Annotated in this window: 16 protein-coding genes; 10 read left to right on the top strand and 6 right to left on the bottom strand. The window is 63.8% G+C overall.

Annotated features, from left to right (window positions below; genetic code table 11):
* Window positions 1-9 precede the first annotated feature (9 nt).
* Window positions 10-570 carry an acetate uptake transporter gene (locus JHD59_RS17790; protein ID WP_199155213.1) on the top strand — a complete coding sequence of 187 codons (561 nt, stop codon included), beginning with the start codon at window positions 10-12 and terminating at the stop codon, window positions 568-570.
* 56 nt (window positions 571-626) lie between these two features.
* Here JHD59_RS17790 and JHD59_RS17785 read toward each other — a convergent pair whose 3' ends face one another.
* Window positions 627-1,385, bottom strand: coding sequence for a hypothetical protein (locus tag JHD59_RS17785; RefSeq protein WP_199155212.1), 759 nt, complete (start codon window positions 1,383-1,385; stop codon window positions 627-629).
* 25 nt (window positions 1,386-1,410) lie between these two features.
* Window positions 1,411-2,397, bottom strand: coding sequence for a DUF2804 domain-containing protein (locus tag JHD59_RS17780; protein ID WP_233164366.1), 987 nt, complete (start codon window positions 2,395-2,397; stop codon window positions 1,411-1,413).
* Window positions 2,398-2,535: 138 nt separating this feature from the next.
* Here JHD59_RS17780 and JHD59_RS17775 point away from each other — a divergent pair, with 138 nt between their 5' ends.
* The 6 genes from JHD59_RS17775 (at window position 2,536) to JHD59_RS17750 (ending at window position 12,322) form a co-directional block, all read left to right on the top strand.
* Window positions 2,536-3,981: a M48 family metalloprotease gene (locus JHD59_RS17775; RefSeq protein ID WP_233164364.1), complete on the top strand. Its 1,446-nt coding sequence runs from the start codon at window positions 2,536-2,538 to the stop codon at window positions 3,979-3,981.
* 296 nt (window positions 3,982-4,277) lie between these two features.
* The gene (gene aceE, locus JHD59_RS17770) at window positions 4,278-6,941 is read left to right on the top strand and encodes a pyruvate dehydrogenase (acetyl-transferring), homodimeric type (RefSeq protein ID WP_199155210.1); all 2,664 of its coding nucleotides are present in this window, start codon (window positions 4,278-4,280) and stop codon (window positions 6,939-6,941) included.
* Window positions 6,942-7,087: 146 nt separating this feature from the next.
* Complete coding sequence (aceF, locus tag JHD59_RS17765) at window positions 7,088-8,743, top strand: dihydrolipoyllysine-residue acetyltransferase (protein WP_199155209.1); 1,656 nt, start codon at window positions 7,088-7,090, stop codon at window positions 8,741-8,743.
* 151 nt (window positions 8,744-8,894) lie between these two features.
* Window positions 8,895-10,694, top strand: a complete 1,800-nt coding sequence (lpdA, locus tag JHD59_RS17760) for a dihydrolipoyl dehydrogenase (protein WP_199155208.1) — start codon at window positions 8,895-8,897, stop codon at window positions 10,692-10,694.
* Between the two features lie 153 nt (window positions 10,695-10,847).
* The gene (locus tag JHD59_RS17755) at window positions 10,848-11,396 is read left to right on the top strand and encodes an NADPH-dependent FMN reductase (protein WP_199155207.1); all 549 of its coding nucleotides are present in this window, start codon (window positions 10,848-10,850) and stop codon (window positions 11,394-11,396) included.
* 134 nt (window positions 11,397-11,530) lie between these two features.
* Entirely contained in the window at window positions 11,531-12,322 is a 792-nt protein-coding gene (locus JHD59_RS17750) for an HAD family hydrolase (protein WP_199155206.1), read from the top strand.
* A gap of 66 nt (window positions 12,323-12,388) precedes the next feature.
* Here JHD59_RS17750 and JHD59_RS17745 read toward each other — a convergent pair whose 3' ends face one another.
* Window positions 12,389-13,273: a LysR family transcriptional regulator gene (locus tag JHD59_RS17745; RefSeq protein ID WP_199155205.1), complete on the bottom strand. Its 885-nt coding sequence runs from the start codon at window positions 13,271-13,273 to the stop codon at window positions 12,389-12,391.
* A gap of 101 nt (window positions 13,274-13,374) precedes the next feature.
* Between JHD59_RS17745 and JHD59_RS17740 the strand changes: the two genes are divergently transcribed.
* The gene (locus JHD59_RS17740) at window positions 13,375-14,361 is read left to right on the top strand and encodes a zinc-binding dehydrogenase (protein WP_199155204.1); all 987 of its coding nucleotides are present in this window, start codon (window positions 13,375-13,377) and stop codon (window positions 14,359-14,361) included.
* Between the two features lie 263 nt (window positions 14,362-14,624).
* Here the strand turns inward: JHD59_RS17740 and JHD59_RS17735 are convergent, their stop codons facing one another.
* On the bottom strand, window positions 14,625-15,818 hold the full coding sequence (locus tag JHD59_RS17735; protein WP_199155203.1) for a GGDEF domain-containing protein: 1,194 nt from the start codon (window positions 15,816-15,818) through the stop codon (window positions 14,625-14,627).
* Between the two features lie 213 nt (window positions 15,819-16,031).
* Between JHD59_RS17735 and JHD59_RS17730 the strand changes: the two genes are divergently transcribed.
* Window positions 16,032-16,676 carry an HAD family phosphatase gene (locus JHD59_RS17730; RefSeq protein WP_199155202.1) on the top strand — a complete coding sequence of 215 codons (645 nt, stop codon included), beginning with the start codon at window positions 16,032-16,034 and terminating at the stop codon, window positions 16,674-16,676.
* 58 nt (window positions 16,677-16,734) lie between these two features.
* Here JHD59_RS17730 and JHD59_RS17725 read toward each other — a convergent pair whose 3' ends face one another.
* Window positions 16,735-16,959, bottom strand: coding sequence for a hypothetical protein (locus JHD59_RS17725; RefSeq protein ID WP_199155201.1), 225 nt, complete (start codon window positions 16,957-16,959; stop codon window positions 16,735-16,737).
* 107 nt (window positions 16,960-17,066) lie between these two features.
* Entirely contained in the window at window positions 17,067-17,690 is a 624-nt protein-coding gene (locus JHD59_RS17720; RefSeq protein ID WP_199155200.1) for a GNAT family N-acetyltransferase, read from the bottom strand.
* A gap of 289 nt (window positions 17,691-17,979) precedes the next feature.
* On the opposite strand from JHD59_RS17720, the gene JHD59_RS17715 reads away from it, so the two are divergent.
* Window positions 17,980-19,488: autotransporter assembly complex family protein (locus JHD59_RS17715; protein ID WP_233164362.1), on the top strand; the 1,509-nt coding region annotated here is incomplete at its 3' end.

Here is a 19,488-nt window from a genome sequence, read left to right as displayed (position 1 = left end):
GAGCGCTTTGTGAACGAAAAACTGGCCAACCCGGCCCCGCTGGGCCTGATGGGCTTCGGCATGACCACCATTCTTTTGAATATCCATAACGCCGGCTTTTATCCGATCAGCGCGATGATCCTGGCGATGGGCCTGTGCTATGGCGGCGTGGCGCAGATCATTGCCGGCATCATGGAATTCCGCCGCGGCAATAATTTCGGCGTGACCGCCTTCCTGTCTTACGGCCTGTTCTGGCTGAGCCTGGTTGTGCTGCTGGTGCTGCCCAAGATGGGCCTGGCCGATGCCACGCCGGAAGGCTACATGGCCTGGTATCTGTTGCTGTGGGGCGTGTTCACGCTGTTCATGCTGCTGGGCACGGTCCACTACCCGCGCGTGAAGCAGTTCGTGTTCGCCTCTTTGACCGTGCTGTTTTTCCTGCTGGCGGCGCGCGACTTCACCGGCAGCGCCGTGATCGGCATGATCGCCGGCTTCGAAGGCATCGTCTGCGGCGCCAGCGCCATCTATCTGGCGATGGCTACTGTGCTGAACGAACAGCACGGCCGCACCGTGCTGCCCATCGGCGCGCGCTGATTTCAGTCCGCCGGTTTCGAACCGCCCCGCAGGCGTCAGCCGCGGGGCGTTTTCTTTTAATGGCGATGGCGTCCCAGCCACATCAATACGATTTGCACCAGCACCGCCAAGGCCAGCGCGCTGCCGAAGGCCAAGGGTGTAGGCCACGCGTTCAAGGCCAGGGCGAGGATGATGCAGAACGCGACAAAGGCGTAAAAGCCGCGGACCATGCCGCGCAGTAGCCGAATGGTGACGGCGGGGCCGGCGCTGACGTGGCTGAACACCGCCAGCACCGAACCCAGCACCGGAAACACCGCCAACAGGCCGCTGAGGCTAGGGCCTAATCGGGATGACAGGCTGGTGATGGCAAGCACCAGGGCGGCGCCGGCCAGCATGCGGGCCGCCATGCCGGCGTTGCGCGGCGGTCGATCAGGCGTATTGGGCGGCGCGGGAAAGCACTTGTCCGCCAGCGGCAGAAAAAGCAGGCCGAAAGCGGCGCATTGCCAACCGGACGGCTGCGCCCAGTGGCTCAATGCCACCGCCAGCGCGTAAGCCGCCAAGCCGGCCAGCAAGCTGAGCGGCCATGATTGGTTTCGAGCCGCCCAGCTATACGCGATGCCGAACACCAGATTGGCGCTGGTGCCCAGCGCGGCCGCCAGCGACGCTTCGCGCACGAATGCCGCGTCATGCTCCAGGCTCAGGATGAATAGGATGGAACCGGTGATCACCGGGAAGCCCGCCAGCGCGCCGGCCACGCCCGGCCCCCATTTCTTCGCCGCCAGGCTGATCAGCCAGATCAAGGCCGGCACCAACAATAATTTCAACAGCAACAGCATGTCTTGCCTCGCGATGAGTCGCGCCTTACCAGCGCGATAAATGATCCTCGGTCACGCCGACCAGCTCCCGCACCGCGTGGCGCTCGCCGCTGTCCGGGTCGATCAGCGTGCCGTTGAAACGGCCTATCGGCTGCACGTAGCGGCTGGCGGCGATGAGCAGGTTCTTGTCTTCGCGCCGCGCGCCTTCCGGCGTGAACAGCAGATCGACCCGGCCGTCCGCGCTGGCGACGCGCCACGGCGCCAGCGGATCGTTTGGCTGGTAATCGAACGAAGCGGCGCCTACGCGGAAGAGTTTGCCATTCAGCCACACGGCGTTTTCGGCATCGGCCATGAAGCCCTGCTGCAGATTGAAGCCGATGTCTCTGCCGTGGGCGCTGGCCCAGCGCCAGCGCGTCTCGCGCGCCAGCAGGCCGTTGGAGTAGTCCAGCGAGGCCACCGCCCCCGCCAGGTCGAAGCGGCCGCCGGCGCAGCGCGCCTCGCCGCTCACCGGCAGGCCGCCGCTCTTGTGCGTGCTGTGCGCCAGATAGTTGGCCGGCGCGATGGCGGCCAGCACCGGCGGCGCGGCGCTCAAGTCGATGACGGCTTCCAGCGCCAGTTTACGGCTGCTTAGGCTCAGCCGCAGCGCGTCGCCGTCGCGCTGGAAGCGGAAGTCGTGGCCGGGCAGACGGAAGCGGGCATGGCCGAACACGCGGTCGTCCACCTGCGCGCCGAGGCCGGGCAGGCCGTTGGCGCTGGCGGCGGCGATGACCTGGCGCCGCCGGCGGTCAAACAGATAGGCGAAGGCGGTGCCGTTCCAGCCGACATCGACGATGGCGAAGCCGATGAAAAAGTCGGCATGCGCCAGCGCGGCGTATTGCCAGCGCTTGTGGTGCAGCGGGCGGGTCAGCCGTTGCCGGAGCGTCAGGGCCAGCGCCTGCCAGCTCAGATCGTCGACTATGCCTTGATAGACGCCGAAAGCGGGGCGGCCGGGGGCATTGATCAGGCGCGGAGGCGCGGCGGGCAGCAGGGGCATGGCGGTAGGCAGGCAGTGAGGACGAATCGAGTCTAGCCGGAATCCTGTCGTCATGAATAGCGGCGAACAACAAATGTTTAGCAATGCGCACAACTTGCCCAATGCAACTTTCATGGCTTCCCGGCTATCATAGGGCCCATGATGAAACGTCGTCTGTTGTGCGCGCTGCTGGCCTCGACCCTGGCGCAGCCGCTGTCCGTCCGCGCCGATCTGCCCGATCTGGGCGAAGTCTCCGATGCCTCTCTCTCGCTGTCTGACGAGTCGCGCATCGGCCGCAATGCCCTGCGCGCGATGCGCGAGGCCGGCGACGTGCTGGACGACCCGGAAATCAACAGCTATCTGAACGACATCGGCGGGCGGCTGTCCGCCTCGGTGTCGCTGCAAGGCGTGCGCTTCACTTATTTCTGCGTCGCCGATACCGGCATCAACGCTTTCGCGATGCCCGGCGGCTATGTGGGGGTCAATATCGGCCTGATCCTGGCCACGCAGAGCGAAGGCGAGCTGGCCGGCGTGCTTGGCCATGAAACCGCTCACGTCGCCCAGCGCCACATCGCGCGGATGCAGGCCGCCAACAGCGCCACCAACCCCTTGCTGCTGCTCGGCACCATCGTCGCCGCCGCGCTGGCGGCCAAGGCTGGCAGCGGCGAGGGCGCGATAGGCGCGGTGTCGGCCGGCATGGGCTTGTCGATTGCGCGCCAGCTGGCGTTCTCGCGCGATGCCGAGCGCGAGGCCGACCGCATCGGCATGCAGTACATGAGCAACGCCGGCTACGACGTGCGCAATATGGCCTCGTTTTTCCAGCGCCTGGAGCAGGCCAGCCGTTATTCCGACAGCACCGCCTACGCCTTCCTGCGCACCCACCCGGTGACGGTGGAGCGGATCAGCGAGGCGCAGAACCGCGCGCTGGATTACCCGGTGCGGATGCGCGCCGACAGCACCGACTACCTGCTGGTGCGCGAGAAGCTGCGCAACCTGACCATGACGCCGGAGGAGGCGGTGGCGTATTACAACAGCACGCTGAGCCGCGGGCTGTACCTGAGCGAAGGCGCCAACTGGTATGGCCTGGCGCGCGCCAAGCTGCAGCAGCACGACCGCGCCGGCGCGCGCGAGGCGCTGGCCAAGGCCCGCGCCAAGCTGCCGGACAACCCGATGCTGTACGGCTTGGAAGTGGAGATCGCCCGTGACGGCAGCGACTGGGCCGCGGCGGCCAAGGCGGCGCGCGCCGGCCTGGAAGCCTTCCCGCGCAATGCGGCCCTGCAGCTGGCGCAGCTGGATGTGGCGCTGGACAGCGGCGACCGCAAAACCGCGCAGGCGCTGCTGCGCCAGTTGCTGGACAGCAAGCGCGACGATCCGGCGCTGTACCGGCGCGAGGCCAAGCTGTACGCCGACAAAGATCCGCTGCGCTACCACGCCGCGCTGGGCAATGCTTTCTATTACGAACAGCGTTATAACGCGGCGATGGAGCAGTATCAGCTGGCCAGCAAGGCCAAGGGCGATGATTTCTATCTGCGCTCCATGATAGAAGCCAGACTGCGCGAAGTGGCGCCGCTGGCCAAGGAGGAACGCAAGGCTGACCGCAATTGAAACAAATGTTTCAAATTCGATCGTTTATCGCAAAAAAACAACATGATGCGTTGCACCATCGATTGTTTTTGCGACTTCCTGCTGTCATTGGTCGTTACGCCTATTCCTTTACGAATGTAACCAGTCGTACACTGGCGTAGTCTCGCAATATCAATTCGCAAATGAACATTTTTATTTGCGAATCTGTTCGTTTATAATCGCAAATCAAATAATTGGCTCGGTTTCGAGCCGATTGCATAAACGCGGGGCCGGCACCACGACGCGGTCCCCGATGTCACCCGCTGTGAGGACCAGAGATGGCTGCAACTTTCCCTGACGATATCGATCCGTTGGAAACCCAGGAGTGGACTGAAGCGCTGGAATCGGTGCTGGACAACGAAGGCGCAGAACGCGCGCACTTCCTGCTGGAAAAAATGGTCGAGCGCACCCGCCGTCGCGGTGCCCACCTGCCGTTCGACGCTACCACCGCGTATCAGAACACCATCCCGGTCGGCAAAGAAGTCAAGTCGCCGGGCAACCACGAGATGGAGCATCGCATCCGCTCGATCAACCGCTGGAACGCCGCCGCCATGGTGCTGCGCGCCGGCAAGAAGGATCTGGAGCTGGGCGGCCACATCGCTTCCTTCCAATCCTCCGCCACGCTGTACGACGTCGGCTTCAACCACTTCTGGCGCGCCCAGAACGACGAGCAAGACGGCGATCTGATCTATTTCCAAGGCCACATCGCGCCGGGCGTGTACGCCCGCGCCTTCATGGAAGGCCGCCTGACCGCCGAGCAAATGGATAGCTTCCGCCAGGAAGTGGACGGCAAGGGCCTGTCCTCGTATCCGCACCCGTGGCTGATGAAGGACTTCTGGCAGTTCCCGACCGTTTCCATGGGCCTGGGCCCGCTGATGGCCATCTACCAAGCCCGCTTCCTGAAGTACCTGGAAAGCCGCGGCCTGGCCAAGACCCACGGCCGCAAGGTGTGGTGCTTCTGCGGCGACGGCGAAATGGACGAACCGGAATCGCTGGGCGCCATCGCCATGGCCGCGCGCGAAGGCCTGGACAACCTGGTGTTCGTGATCAACTGCAACCTGCAGCGTCTGGACGGCCCGGTGCGCGGCAACGGCAAGATCATCCAGGAACTGGAAGGCGACTTCCGTGGTTCCGGCTGGAACGTGCTGAAAGTGATCTGGGGCTCCCGTTGGGACCCGCTGCTGGCCATGGACACCAAGGGCCTGCTGAAGAAGCGCATGGACGAGTGCGTGGACGGCGACTACCAGACCTTCAAGTCCAAGGACGGCGCTTACGTTCGCGAACACTTCTTCGGCAAGTACCCGGAGCTGCGCGAAATGGTGGCCAACATGTCCGACGAAGAGATCTGGAATCTCAACCGCGGCGGCCACGACCCGCACAAGGTGTACGCGGCTTACCACGAAGCCACCCACAACGCCAACGGCCGTCCGACCGTGATCCTGGCCAAGACCATTAAGGGTTACGGCATGGGCGCGTCCGGCGAGGCGATGAACATCGCTCACCAGGCCAAGAAGATGGACCTGGACAGCCTGCGCAAATTCCGCGACCGCTTCGGTATTCCGGTGTCCGATGAAGAGCTGCCGAACGTGCCGTACTACCTGCCGCCGGAAGACAGCCCGGAAATGAAGTACATGCGCGAACGCCGCGCCCAGCTTGGAGGCTACCTGCCGGCGCGCAAGCCGGTCAATACCGTGCTGGAAGTGCCGCCGCTGTCCGTGTTCGACGGCCAGCTGCAATCGTCCGGCGAGCGCGAGTACTCCACCACCATGGCCTTCGTGCGCATGCTGGGCACGCTGCTGAAGGACAAGAACATCGGCAAGCGCATTGTGCCCATCGTGCCGGACGAGTCCCGCACCTTCGGCATGGAAGGCATGTTCCGCCAGTACGGCATCTGGTCCACCCAGGGTCAGAACTACGTGCCGCAGGACGCCGACCAGCTGATGTTCTACAAGGAATCCAAGGACGGCCAGATCCTGCAGGAAGGCATCAACGAGCCGGGCGCCATGGCCGACTGGATCGCCGCGGCGACCAGCTACGCCAACAGCAGCCAGCCGATGATTCCGTTCTACATCTACTACTCGATGTTCGGCTTCCAGCGCATCGGCGACCTGGCCTGGGCGGCAGGCGACATGCGAGCCCGCGGCTTCCTGCTGGGCGGCACCGCCGGCCGCACCACGCTGAACGGCGAAGGCCTGCAGCATGAAGACGGCCACAGCCACATCCAGGCCGGCCTGATCCCGAACTGCATCAGCTACGACCCGACCTTCGCCTACGAGCTGGCGGTGATCGTGCAGGACGGCCTGCGCCGCATGTACGCGGAACAGGAAGACGTCTTCTACTACCTGACCCTGATGAACGAAAACTACGCCCACCCGGCCATGCCGGCAGGCGCGGAAGAGGGCATCCTGAAGGGCATGTACCTGCTGCAGGACGGCGGCGACGCCAAGGTCAAGGTTCAGCTGATGGGCTCCGGCACCATCCTGCGCGAAGTGATGGCCGCGGCCGATCTGCTGAAGGCCGACTTCGGCATCGGCGCCGACATCTGGAGCGTGACCTCCTTCAACCAGCTGCGCCGCGACGGCATGGAAGCCGAGCGCCACAACCTGCTGAACCCGACCGCCGAGGCCCGTTCCTCCTACGTCGAGCAGCAGCTGGCCGGCCGCAATGGCCCGGTGATCGCCGCGACTGACTACATCCGCAACTACGCCGACCAGATCCGCGCCTACGTGCCGGGCCGCTACGTCGTGCTGGGCACCGACGGTTTCGGCCGCTCGGATAGCCGCGCCAACCTGCGCTCCTTCTTCGAAGTCGATCGCTACCACGTGGCGCTGGCCGCCCTGTCCGCCCTGGCCCGCGACGGCAAGATCGAAGGCGCCAAGGTGGCCGAGGCCATCGCCAAGTACGGCATCAAGACCGACAAGCTGCCGAGCTGGAAGGTCTAAGCGCGACAGCGTAGGCGGATGCCCAGGCTGAAGCTTGGGCGTTCCGATGTAGACAAATGTAGGGCGGGCTCGCCGACAGGCGATGCCCGCGCCACCCCAGGCGGGCATGGCCGTAGGCCAGCCCGCCCTACAGCGGATAGAGAACCATGAGCAATCTGATCGAACTGAAAGTGCCCGACATCGGCGGGCACAGCAATGTAGACATCATCGAAGTATTCATCGCCCCGGGCCAGACCGTGTCCGTGGACGACTCCCTGATCACCCTGGAAACCGACAAGGCCACCATGGAAGTGCCGGCCGAAGCCGCCGGCGTGATCAAGGAAGTGAAAGTCGCCGTGGGCGGCAAGATTTCCGAAGGCGACGTGATCGCCATCCTGGAAGTGGGCGCCGCCGCGTCCGCTCCGGCCCCGGCTGCTGCTCCCGCGGCCGCGCCTGCTGCGGCCCCGGCTCCTGTTGCCGCGGCTCCGGCAGCCGCCCCGGCCGCAGCAGCGGCTTCCGGCCGCAGCGAAATCCGCGTGCCGGACATCGGCGGCCACAGCGGCGTCGACGTGATCGAAGTCACCGTAAAAGTCGGCGACCAGATCGCCATTGACGACAGCCTGATCACGCTGGAAACCGACAAGGCCACCATGGAAGTGCCGGCCACCGCCGCCGGCAAGGTGGTGGAAGTGAAGATCAAGGTGGGCGACAAGGTCAGCGAAGGCGACCTGATCGTGGTGGTAGAGGGCGCTGTCGCCGCTTCCGCCCCGGTTGCTGCCGCTGCGCCGGCTCCGGCAGCCGCTCCGGCCGCTCCGGCTCCGGTTGCCGCCGCGCCTGCAGCCGCGCCGGCCGTGGCCCCGGTCGCCGCTGCCGTGTCCGCCGCCATCGACGAAATCGCCTTCTCCAAGGCCCATGCCGGTCCGTCCGTGCGCCGTCTGGCGCGCGAGCTGGGCGTGGACCTGGGCAAGGTCAAGGGCAATGGCCGCAAGGGCCGCATCACCGAAGACGACGTCAAAGCCTTCGTCAAGGGCGTGATGCAGAGTCCGGCCGCGCTGGCCCCGGCCGCCGCGCCGGCAGGCTCCGGCGTGGGCCTGGACCTGCTGCCGTGGCCGAAGGTGGACTTCGCCAAGTTCGGCCCGATCGAAACCAAGCCGCTGTCCCGCATCCAGAAGATTTCCGGCGCCAACCTGTCGCGCAACTGGGTGATGATTCCGCACGTCACTTTCAACGACGAGTGCGACATCACCGAACTGGAAGACTTCCGCAAGACCGTGGGCAAGGAATGGGAAAAGTCCGGCCTGAAGATCAGCCCGCTGGCCTTCATCATCAAGGCCGCCGCCGAAGCGCTGAAGGCCTTCCCGACCTTCAACAGCTCGCTGGACGGCGACAATCTGGTGCTGAAACAGTACTACCACATCGGCTTCGCCGCCGACACGCCTAACGGCCTGGTAGTGCCGGTGATCAAGGACGCCGACAAGAAGGGCCTGCGCCAGATCGCGCAGGAGCTGACCGACCTGTCCAAGCTGGCCCGCGAAGGCAAGCTGAAGCCGACCGACATGCAAGGCGCGACCTTCACCATCTCGTCCCTGGGCGGCATCGGCGGCACCAGCTTCACGCCTATCGTCAACGCGCCGGAAGTGGCCATCCTCGGCGTCTGCAAGTCGCAGATCAAGCCGGTGTGGAACGGCAAGGAATTCGCGCCGCGCCTGATGTGCCCGCTGAGCCTGTCCTTCGATCACCGCGTGATCGACGGCGCGGCCGCCGCGCGCTTCACCGTGCACCTGGGCAAGCTGCTGTCGGACGTGCGCCGTCTGATCCTGTAATGGTAGGGCGGAAGCCCCTTCGGGGCGTTCCGCCTTCTGTCGCAGGATATAGGCGGAACGCCCGCTTGGCGGGCTTCCGCCCTACGGAATCAAGCCCAGACTCGAGGCGGCCGGCCCCGCGCCGGCCTCCCAATATTGCGGATGGAAAACCATGAGCAATCTGATCGAATTGAAAGTCCCGGACATCGGCGGCCACAGCAACGTGGACGTGATCGAAGTGTTCGTCAAGCCGGGCGATGTGATCGAAAAAGAAGCCAGCCTGATCACGCTGGAAACCGACAAAGCCACCATGGAAGTGCCGGCCGAAGCTGCAGGCACCGTCAAGGAAGTGCGCGTTGCCGTGGGCAGCAAGGTCTCCGAAGGCGACCTGATCGTGGTGCTGGAAGCGGGCGCCGCTGCCGCAGCCGCGCCGGCTGAAGTGAAGCCGGTGGAAACCGTGGGTGTGGCTTCCGCCACCACCCAAGCCGGCTTCGCGCCGCAAGCCGCGCCGATCGCCGCCAGCCATAGCGGCGGCGCCGACATCGAGTGCGACGTGATGGTGCTGGGCGGCGGTCCCGGCGGTTACTCCGCCGCCTTCCGCGCGGCAGACCTGGGCCTGAAGGTCGTCATCGTCGAGCGTTATTCCACGCTGGGCGGCGTGTGCCTGAACGTGGGTTGCATCCCGTCCAAGGCCCTGCTGCACAACGCCGCGGTGATCGACGAAGTGAGCCACCTGGCCGCCAACGGCATCAAGTTCGGCAAGCCGGAAGTCGATATCGACATGCTGCGCGGCTACAAGGAAAAAGTGATCGCCAAGTTGACCGGCGGCCTCGCCGGCATGGCCAAGGCGCGCAAGGTGGAAATCGTGCGCGGCAACGGCCGCTTCATCGACCCGCACCACATCGAAGTGGCCGCCACCACCGGCAAGGGCCGCGAAGAGTCGGGCGAGAAGAAGATCGTCAAGTTCAAGAACGCCATCATCGCCGCCGGCTCCCGCGTGGTGAAGCTGCCGTTCATCCCGGACGATCCGCGCGTGGTGGACTCCACCGGCGCGCTGGAGCTGAAGGGCGTGGCCGACCGCATGCTGATCATCGGCGGCGGCATCATCGGCCTGGAAATGGGCACCGTCTACTCCACGCTGGGCGCGCGCCTGGACGTGGTGGAAATGATGGACGGCCTGATGCAAGGCGCCGACCGCGACCTGGTCAAGGTATGGCAGAAGTGGAACGCCCACCGCTTCGACAACATCATGCTGAACACCAAGACTGTGGCCGTGGAGCCGAAAGAAGACGGCGTGTGGGTGACTTTCGAAGGCGCGCAAGCCCCGAAGGAACCGCAACGCTACGACCTGGTGCTGTACGCCACCGGCCGCGCGCCGAACGGCAAGCTGATCGGCGCGGAAAACGCCGGCATCGCCGTGACAGACCGCGGCTTCATCCAGGTGGACAAGCAGCAGCGCACCAACGTGCCGCACATCTTCGCCATCGGCGACATCGTCGGCCAGCCCATGCTGGCGCACAAGGGCGTGCATGAAGGCCACGTGGCGGCGGAAAACTGCGCCGGCATGAAGTCCTACTTCGACGCCCGCGTGATTCCGGGCGTGGCCTACACCGATCCGGAAGTGGCCTGGGTGGGCGTGACCGAAGACGAAGCCAAGAAGCAAGGCCTGAAGATCGAGAAGGGCGTGTTCCCGTGGGCAGCCTCCGGCCGCGCCATCGCCAACGGCCGCGACGAGGGCTTCACCAAGCTGATCTTCGACGCCGAAAGCCACCAGATCATCGGCGGCGGCATCGTCGGCCCGCACGCTGGCGACATGATAGGCGAAGTGTGCCTGGCCATCGAGATGGGTTGCGACGCGACCGACATCGGCAAGACCATCCACCCGCACCCGACCATGGGCGAGTCCATCGGCATGGCCGCGGAAGTGGCGCACGGCACCTGCACGGACCTGCCGCCGCAGCGCAAGAAGTAAGGTTTGGTCGGCGGTTGATTGATCGCCATCAGACGAAGAAAGGGCAAGCCTTGGGGCTTGCCCTTTTTGTTTTGTCGGGTGACGCACCCTACGCGCTGACAGCGCGTCCGATGCCTCCTACAATGGCGTTGTTCTATCCCAAAAGGATCCACCGTGAGCACGATCAAAGTACTGGGTATTTGCGGCAGCCTGCGCCGCGCTTCCTCCAATATGGGGCTGCTGCGCTATGCAACCAGCCGCCTTCCGGCTGGCATGGAACTGCAGATTGCCGATTTGTCCGAGGTGCCGTTTTACAATGCCGACCTGAGCAGCAAACCGGCGGCGGTTGCGCGTCTGCTGGAGCAGATCGGCGAAGCCGACGCCTTGCTGCTGGCCTGCCCGGAATATAACTATTCCATGGCGCCGGCACTGAAAAACGCGCTGGATTGGGCGTCGCGAGAGCCGGAAAACAAGCTGCTGGCGGGCAAACCGGTCGCCATTATGGGGGCTGGCGGCGGCATGGGCACCTCGCGTGCCCAGTACCATCTTCGGCAGACCTGCGTGTTTCTCGACCTGCACCCGCTGAACAAGCCGGAAGTCTTTGCCAACGCCTTTGCGGGTGCATTTGATGGCGACGGCAACCTGACCGATGAGCGTCTGCAAGGCCTGGTGGCGCAACAGCTGGCAGCGCTGCGCGACTGGACCTTGCGCCTGAAAGACTGAGGCTAAAGCGAGGGGGCGTTTTGCCCGTGCTACACCGTGTTTTTATGCGCATGACTGGTTGGATGAACGGCGCGTCGCCCCTTTGGGGTGACGCACCCTACGCGCTTGAGCCGCATTTCCTCACGCGATAAGCCATGGTTTTGGCGCCCCTGGCTTGGGGCGAATGGATTTCAATCGTTAATCCAAGGCGCAGGACCTTAACAATGAGGTTTCCAAAAGCCGTTTTCTTCGATCTGGACAACACCCTGGTGCATAGGGACAGAAGCATAGATCTCTATGCCAGCCAATTCTGGCGGGACTTTGGCCACGCAATCGGCAGCGGCGGCGAGGGGAATGTCGCAGCGGTGATCAAGCGTTACGACAATGGTGGCTATTTGCCAGCCGACTCGTCCTTCAAAACGATCAAACAAGCGGTTTCCCATGGTTTGTTGACGGAAATGGATTGGAGGCAGGCTCAGGAGCCGGAAGGGCTGTTGCGGCACTGGGAGCGCTACAACGCCATTTGTACAGCGGCGATGCCGGGCGCGGCGGAGGCCGTGGCGGCGCTCTCGGCGCAGGGCGTGCGTGTGGGCGTGATCTCCAACGGCAGCCATCGGACCCGGCTGGAGAAAGTAGCATGCTTGCCGTTCGCATCGGCCATTGAACTGACCGTCAGCTCGGAGTCCGCCGGCGCGAGCAAGCCGGATGCGGCGATTTTCCGGCTGGCGGCTGAAGCCCTCGGCGTGCCGCTGGGGGCATGCTGGTATGTGGGCGACAACCCATTCAACGATGTATTGGGCGCGTCGCGCGCGGGCATGACGCCGGTTTGGCTGAGCGGTTTTCACGCTTGGCCAGAGGGGGAGGAAATGGCGTATCGGCAGATTTCATCACTGGAGCATTTGGCCGGGATGATGGCTGCGGTGCCTACATGTTATCTGTTTGAATGATGTGGTAAGCCGATTGCGTGGGGCCGAACGGATAATGGTCCAAAGGATACGGGGATGAATGCCCCCTCACTGGCTTTGCGCGTTCGACAGATAATCCCATAAGGCGGCTGCCACCGGCCCTGGGGCGCGGCTGCTGAGCCTTGCCGCGACGATGTCCAAACGGCTGCGATGGAAATGGCGTCCTTCCAGCGACAGCAAGGCCCCGCTGGCCAGCTCATCGCGCACCAGATGCAGCGGCATATGGCCCCATCCCATGCCCTCCAGAATCAGGCCCTTCTTGGTATGCTGGTCCGCCACGGTCCAGTTGGCGGCATCCTTGATCAGAAAGTAATCCCTGCCCGGCGCGCGGGCGGAGTCCCGGATGATCACTTGAACGAGTTCGCGCATCGCGTCCGGACTCATCTCGGCAGGCGTTCGGCCCGCCAGCAAGCTGGGCGCGATCACCGGCACCACGTCCACCGGAAACAGATCGCTCCATTCAAAGCGGGTATCGGATTTGTCGATATGGTGCAGGATCAGGTCCGCTTCTTCTGCCAGCAAACGCTCCCACGGTCCGCCAATCACCTCGAAGTGCAAATGCAGCCGGGTGCGCGGCCAGTTCTGGAAAAAACGCTTCAGCAGGCTCAAGGCCTCCGTCGTCGGGGTCAAATCGCCGATGACCACGCGCAGGTCGGTTTCCTCGCCTCGCTGCAGCTGCTCGCATATCGCATTCAAGCCGGCGGCTTGACGCAACAGCGCCTGCGCTTGCCGATGAAAAGCCTCGCCGGCCGGCGTCAGCCGGACGCGATAGTGGGACCGATCCAGCAAAACCAGGCCGACACGCTGTTCCAGATTCTTGATGGCAGTATGTATGGCGGGGTGGCTGCGATGCAGTTTCTGCGCAGCCGCCTGAAAACTGCCCTCGCTCAGCACCGCATCCAGGCACGCGAGTTCATGTAGGGTAAAATCCATTGTTATTAAATCTTACATTCTTTTGCCAATCTTTTAAATTTTTATAAAACAAAGGCCTCGCTAGACTGCCCTCACTATCCATTGAACACAGAGGAGCAGACATGATGCGCGCCATCGTGAGACAGCAATACGGCGGACCGGAACAATTGCGGATTCAGGATGTCCCCAAGCCTATCGCCGCAAACGGCGAAGTGTTGGTGAGGGTGTGCGCCTTCGGCCTGAACCGTGCGGAACAGTATTTCCGCCAAGGCGTATGGGGCGAGGTTGCCGCCATTTCCGGCATTGAGTGCGCGGGGGAGGTGGAGCATGACCCCAGCGGGCGGCTGAGAGAAGGCCAGGCGGTGATCGCCTTGATGGGCGGCATGGGACGCAGCCGCAATGGCAGCTATGCGGAATGGGTTTGCGTGCCGGCCAGCAATGTCGTGCCGATCCAGACTTCGCTGAGCTGGGCCGAATTGGCGGCCTTGCCCGAATCGTACGCCACTGCCTGGACATGCTTGCATGACAATCTGGCGCTGCAAGAGGGCGACACGCTGCTGATCCGCGGAGCGCTCTCCGCGCTGGGGCAGGCTGCGCTTGCGCTGGCAAAGCAGCGCGGCGCCAGCGTCATCGCCACCGTCAGGCAGGCATCCAGGCTCGAAGCCGCGCGCCGCTTGGGCGCGGATGAGGCTTGGGTGGAATCGCCTTCGCTATCCAGCCAGATGGCGGATGCCAAGGCCCAAGGCGTGGACAAGGTGCTGGATCTGGTCGGCACGTCCACCATGCTGGATTCGCTGCGTTTGGCCAAGCGGAATGGCCGCGTGTGCGTGGCGGGCTTTTTAGGCGGGCATGAGCCGATTGCCGCATTCGATCCCATGGCCCACTTGCCTAGCGGCCGCCATCTGAGCTTCTTCGCCAGCGCCCTGGTTTTTGGCGGCGCGGAATATCCGCTTGGCGAGATTCCGTTTCAGCAAATCATCGAGTGGGCGGAAAGCGGCGACATTCCGGCCAAGCCTGCTAGCGTGTTTCCTTTCGAACACATTCAGGCTGCGCATCGGCTGCTGGATGAGCAAGCCGCCGGCGGGAAAATCGTGGTAACGCTGGACTAAGCGGAGTCGGGTCCGTTTCTTTTGCCTCGTCGAATGAAATAGAGAAGAGAAGAGAAGGCGTCCTGCGGATAATCGTTTCATAGGCGGGCAGCCCGGCTTGCGGGGAGGGAATATGGCTTGGGCGCTGCAACGCGTCCAGGCCTCCCGCCCACCCTGCAAGCTTGCCCCGCGGTTTCCCGCCGGCCTCCGCCAGTTCAGCGACGCAGGGCAAACGTGCATTTGTCGCCAGCCAAGTTCAAAAGCCAAAGATCGTGAACGTGCGCTTAGTTTTCCGCGCGGCCCGGTTCGGGCGGCGGAATGCTCACCACCCGGTCCCGTCCGCCATTCTTGGCCAGGTATAGCGCCTTGTCCGCGCGGGCCAGTGTGCTGTGTATCCGCTCGTCCTCCAGCCACAGCGTGACGCCGACGGAGAACGTCTGCTGGTCCGGCAGGTTGCGGCGCAGCGATTCAATGCGGATCACGGCCTGCGGCAGGTCGCAGTCCATCAAGGCCAGCACGAATTCCTCGCCGCCAAAGCGAGCGAACAGGTCCGATTGCCGCATGCGCGATTTGATCAGCAAGGACGCTTCCCGCAATAGCCGGTCGCCCTCGGGGTGGCCATAGGTATCGTTGAATTGCTTGAAGTGGTCCAGATCGAACAGCGCGATGGCGAGGGGCTGGCGGTAGCGTCGGGCCGTGGCCAGCATCATTTCTATTTGCAAGTCCCAGGTGCGGCGGTTGGGCAGCTGGGTCAACTCGTCGGTGCCGGCCAGCGACTCCAGCTTCTGCATCAGGCTGCGCATCTGGCTTAGCCACTTGTGCAGCAGCCGGACCAGCAAAAAGCCCATGGCGCTGGCGATGATCCACATCACCAGCATCATCCAGCGGGCGACGATGCCGTAGGAATTGGATTGCACCACTTTCTTCATCAGGCCCAGGGTGATCGATACCGCCAGCGTGTTGGCGCTTTCCGAGATGTGATTGAAGATGCGGATTTCCTCGTTCATGACCAGGTTCGATGCCTTGTCCTGCGAAGCGGCATCCGGGGCGCGGTACAAGGCGATGATCTTGCGATCCAGGGCCATGAAGCGGTTGAAATCTTCCTGCACGCTATTGAGCTGGCTGCGTTGGTCATTGGCGAGGTGCATCGCGCGCAGCTTGCCGAGGTCTCGGTTGAAGTTGTCGGCGGAGCGTAGAAACTCCGACCGGCTCATCGAGTCGTTGCTGCTTGCGCCTGCCACGTGGCGGACGATGTCCAGCGCGTAGCCGTTTTGCCAGCCGTTCAGGTCCGCTGCGTCAAACTTCACTGCCATGGCCGCCTGGGCAATGGCGATGTATTCCACAATCTCCGCCCTGCCGTCCTCTTCCAGCTTTTCGATATAGAAGGACAAGACCGGCAGCAGGCCCATGCACAACAGGATGGGCGCGGCAACCATGATGGCCTTCAGCAGAATGCCTTTGTCGTTTCTGTCAAACATGCTTGCTTCGCCGCAGTGGAATGGGAGGATGGACAAGCGTCGCTTCTAGGGACTGGCGGACGCCGGCTCTGCTTCAGAATAGATGGTTTTGATAAGGACAAATACGTATCCGCCGCGGCGAGCCTGGAATGGCCGGCGCTTGCGCCTGACGCGGGCTGGTTTGCCTGGATGCGAAATATCAATGGCATAATATGGCTTTGCGAGGAGCCGCGGATGTCTCGATTTGACCTGATTATTTTCGACTGCGACGGCGTGCTGGTGGACAGCGAGCGCGTGACCAATGCCGTGTTCGCCCGCATGCTCAATGAGCTGGGTTTGCCGGTGACGCTGGACGATATGTTCAGCCACTTCGTCGGCCTGTCCATGGCGCAATGCCTGAAGCAGGTTGCGGAAAGGCTGGGCCAGGCGCCGCCGCCAGGGTTTGAGGCGGAATACCGCCGTCGCTGCCAGGCCGCGCTGGAAGCGGAGTTGAACGTGGTGGCCGGCGTGCCGCAGATGCTGGAGGCCCTGTGTTTGCCGTACTGCGTGGCGTCCAACGGCAGCCATGACAAGATGCGCGCCACGCTGGGGCTGACGGGTTTATTGCCGCGTTTTGCCGGCCGGATGTTCAGCGCGCAGGAGGTGGCCGAGCCCAAGCCGGCGCCGGACGTGTTTCTGCATGCGGCGCGCAGTCTGGATGTCGATCCTGCCCGTTGCCTGGTGGTCGAGGATACGCCTACCGGCGTGCGCGCCGGCGTGGCTGCGGGAATGACGGTGTGGGCTTATGCGGCGCTGATGCCGGCTAGTCGGTTGATCGAGGCGGGAGCGGCGAGCGCGTTTGCGCAGATGGCGGACTTGCCGTTGCTATTGCAGGTTTGAACAGTGAGCGCAGGATCAGCGGGAGCCGTTGCCGGCGGGCGCCGCTCCTGCGGCGTCGTCAGTGCAACAGCAGATCTTCGTGGTCTTCGGGATAATCATTTTCCGGCGCGCGGCGCCAGGCATAACAGCGCGGCGGGGCGCCGGCTTCGGTTTGGAACTGCTTCAGCCAGTAGGCCAGGCGGCGCCAGCAGCGGCGCTCATGAGTCAGGAAATGCAGCAGTCGGCTACGGCTTCCAGGCTCCGGTTCTGCCGGCAGGCTGTGATCGTTCATCATCGCGGTCATGATGTTATCGCTCCAGATCGGTTGATGGGTGCTATCCACGTTTCGAACTGTAGCGATGGCGAAATCAATTTCGCGCATAAAAAGCGGCCGGACGCATCAAAATCTCATCAAAGCCTTTTATCGCCGCATGCGGGATGGGCGTCGAGCGGCAGCCGGTACAACCAGGCTTCCACATTGCCGTATTCCGGGCCGGCATTGAATGGTCGGACCCGCTTGGCGCCGGCGTTTTCCGCGGCGCGGATGGACGCGGCATTGTCTCTGGCCATGGCGATGTCCAGCCATTCCAGGCCCAGATCGCGGGCGATAGGCGCCAGCTCGCGCAGCGCCGCGGCGGCGAGGCCCGCGCCGCGTTTCCAGGGCACCACGGCATACCCGACATGGCCCAGGCAGTAAGGCGGCAGCGCCGAGGTGCCGTGCTGCCAGCGCAGGTTCAAGTCGCCGGCATATTGGTTTTGCGCGTCGATGATCCAGTAGCGCAGCCAGGGTAGCCGCGGTACGGCGCGGCCGTCTTCCAGCACAACCGCTTGGCCGCCGCCTTGCGGATTGCCCAGGGAAGCAATATAGGCGGCGGGATCGCGGGCGATGGCGGCCAGCATTCGTCCGGCGGCGACGGGGTCGTGATCATCGTCCGGCGTCCAGCCGCGTTGCAATGCCCCGATCAGACCAGGCAGTTTTTCGGCGTTGGGCATGATCAGTTTGACCGATGTGCGGGAGGGGATTGCAGACGGCATGAATTTCTCCGAATGGGCGATTCATTGAGTAATCCACCGGAAACCGCATTTCCGGCTGGCGCATGCGGCTAGCTCTTGGCATAGCGGGGCAGGCATGAATATGCCTGCAATTTAAGCTATTTGGCATTTTGGGTCGACAATGAACTACCCGCCTTAGGCGCATGTCTGATAGGTTTTGTTTACAAGCGTTTACTGGTCGCCAGCCTTGGTGACATCCGTTACCATGCTGCATCCCCCTACGAATCCGACCATGCCGAGCGTTTTTTTTCACTCAGATTGGCTAAACCGATTGAGCCGCCGCTGCCTGCGCAGCGGGCGGCCGTTGGCTTTGGCCGCCGCCTTGCTGGCCGCGCCGGCCTTTGCCGCCTTGGACTACACCGTGGATATTCAGGCGCCGGGCAATCTGACGCCCTTGCTGCGCGACAATCTGGAACTGCTGACCAGCCAGAAGGACCCGGATATCGACCAGGCCTGGCTGGAGCAACTGGTCAAGGGCACGCCGGACGAGGCGAAGAAGCTGCTGGAGACTGAGGGCTATTTCCACGCCAATGTCGAGGCTACCCTGCAAGAGGGCAACCGCATCGTGGTCAAGGTGGCGCCGGGCAAGCCGGCGCAGATCACCGACCTGACCATCCGGCTGGATGGCGCCATCCGCCAGCAGGACGATTATCAGCAACGTTTTGCCCAAGTGCTGGAAGCGTGGTCCTTGCCGCTGGGCGCGCCCTATCGTCAGGATGACTGGGACGCCAGCAAGCGCGCCATTCTGCGCAAGGTGCAGGCCGACCGCTTTCCCAGGGCGCGCATCGTCAAGAGCGAGGCGAAGATCGACCCGGCCACCGACAGCGCCGTGCTGGAAGTGACGGTGGACAGCGGCCCGCTGATCCGCTTTGGCCGGATCAAGGTCAACGGCTTGCAGCGCTATCCGTGGAAGCTGGTGGTGGGTCAGGCGGACTTCAACAATGGCTCGCCTTACACCCAGGACAAGCTGCTGGCGTATCAGGCGGCGCTGGAGCAGTCGCCGCAGTTTTCCTCGGTGATCGTCAGCGCGGATTTCGACCACATCGTCGACGACAAAGTGCCGGTCAATGTCGATCTGGTGGAGTTGCCGCGGCAGAAGGCGGAGCTGGGCCTGACCTATGACTCCGACGTCGGTCCCGGCGTCCGCGTCGGCTACGACCATTACAATATTTTCAGGCGCGGCTATACCGGCTCGATGCTGATCGACTGGAAGCGAGACCAGCAGTCGGTCAGCTTTGGCCTGGGCTTCCCGCGCGAGCGCGACGGCTACTCCCACTCCATCACCAGTTCCTTCAAGTCAGAAAACATCCAGGGATTGAAGACCGATACCATCGATGCCGGCGCCTGGCGCGTGCGCAGCCGCGGCAATATCGAATCGCGCATGGGCGTGGAGTTCCTGAAGGAAAGCGAGGAGGCCGGCGGCGTTTCCTCGCGCGACACCCACGTCACCCAGCTGGTGTATGGCTGGACCCAGCGCGCGGTGGACGACCTGATGCGGCCGCGCAGCGGCTATCTGCTGGATGCGCGGGTGTCCGGCTCGTTGGGTCTGCTGGGTTCGTCCACTTCCATCGTGCGCGGCTACGGCCGGGCGGTGGGCTACTGGTCGCCGTTCCCCAAGTACGGCACCTTCGTCGGCCGGCTGGAGCTGGGCCAGGTCTGGGCCAAGGAGGGCGCGCAAGTGCCGTCGGCCCTGCTGTTCCGCGCCGGCGGCGCCAACAGCGTGCGCGGCTACGATTACCAGAGTCTCGGCCTGCCCGGCCCCAACGGCTCGGTGCTGGGC

The organism is Chromobacterium sp. ASV23 (assembly GCF_016428945.1).
GTDB classification, from domain to species: domain Bacteria; phylum Pseudomonadota; class Gammaproteobacteria; order Burkholderiales; family Chromobacteriaceae; genus Chromobacterium; species Chromobacterium sinusclupearum.
This window is presented reverse-complemented; position numbering and strand designations above follow the sequence as displayed.

What these genes read in the sequence shown, in the direction of transcription:
- JHD59_RS17785 (WP_199155212.1), bottom strand. Translation starts at nt 1,385, where the DNA reads ATGCTGTTGCTGTTGAAATTATTGTTGGTGCCGGCCTTGATCTGGCTG.
- JHD59_RS17780 (WP_233164366.1), bottom strand. Translation starts at nt 2,397, where the DNA reads ATGCCCCTGCTGCCCGCCGCGCCTCCGCGCCTGATCAATGCCCCCGGC.
- JHD59_RS17775 (WP_233164364.1), top strand. Translation starts at nt 2,536, where the DNA reads ATGATGAAACGTCGTCTGTTGTGCGCGCTGCTGGCCTCGACCCTGGCG.
- aceE (WP_199155210.1), top strand. Translation starts at nt 4,278, where the DNA reads ATGGCTGCAACTTTCCCTGACGATATCGATCCGTTGGAAACCCAGGAG.
- aceF (WP_199155209.1), top strand. Translation starts at nt 7,088, where the DNA reads ATGAGCAATCTGATCGAACTGAAAGTGCCCGACATCGGCGGGCACAGC.
- lpdA (WP_199155208.1), top strand. Translation starts at nt 8,895, where the DNA reads ATGAGCAATCTGATCGAATTGAAAGTCCCGGACATCGGCGGCCACAGC.
- JHD59_RS17750 (WP_199155206.1), top strand. Translation starts at nt 11,531, where the DNA reads ATGGTTTTGGCGCCCCTGGCTTGGGGCGAATGGATTTCAATCGTTAAT.
- JHD59_RS17745 (WP_199155205.1), bottom strand. Translation starts at nt 13,273, where the DNA reads ATGGATTTTACCCTACATGAACTCGCGTGCCTGGATGCGGTGCTGAGC.
- JHD59_RS17740 (WP_199155204.1), top strand. Translation starts at nt 13,375, where the DNA reads ATGATGCGCGCCATCGTGAGACAGCAATACGGCGGACCGGAACAATTG.
- JHD59_RS17735 (WP_199155203.1), bottom strand. Translation starts at nt 15,818, where the DNA reads ATGTTTGACAGAAACGACAAAGGCATTCTGCTGAAGGCCATCATGGTT.
- JHD59_RS17730 (WP_199155202.1), top strand. Translation starts at nt 16,032, where the DNA reads ATGTCTCGATTTGACCTGATTATTTTCGACTGCGACGGCGTGCTGGTG.
- JHD59_RS17725 (WP_199155201.1), bottom strand. Translation starts at nt 16,959, where the DNA reads ATGACCGCGATGATGAACGATCACAGCCTGCCGGCAGAACCGGAGCCT.
- JHD59_RS17720 (WP_199155200.1), bottom strand. Translation starts at nt 17,690, where the DNA reads ATGCCGTCTGCAATCCCCTCCCGCACATCGGTCAAACTGATCATGCCC.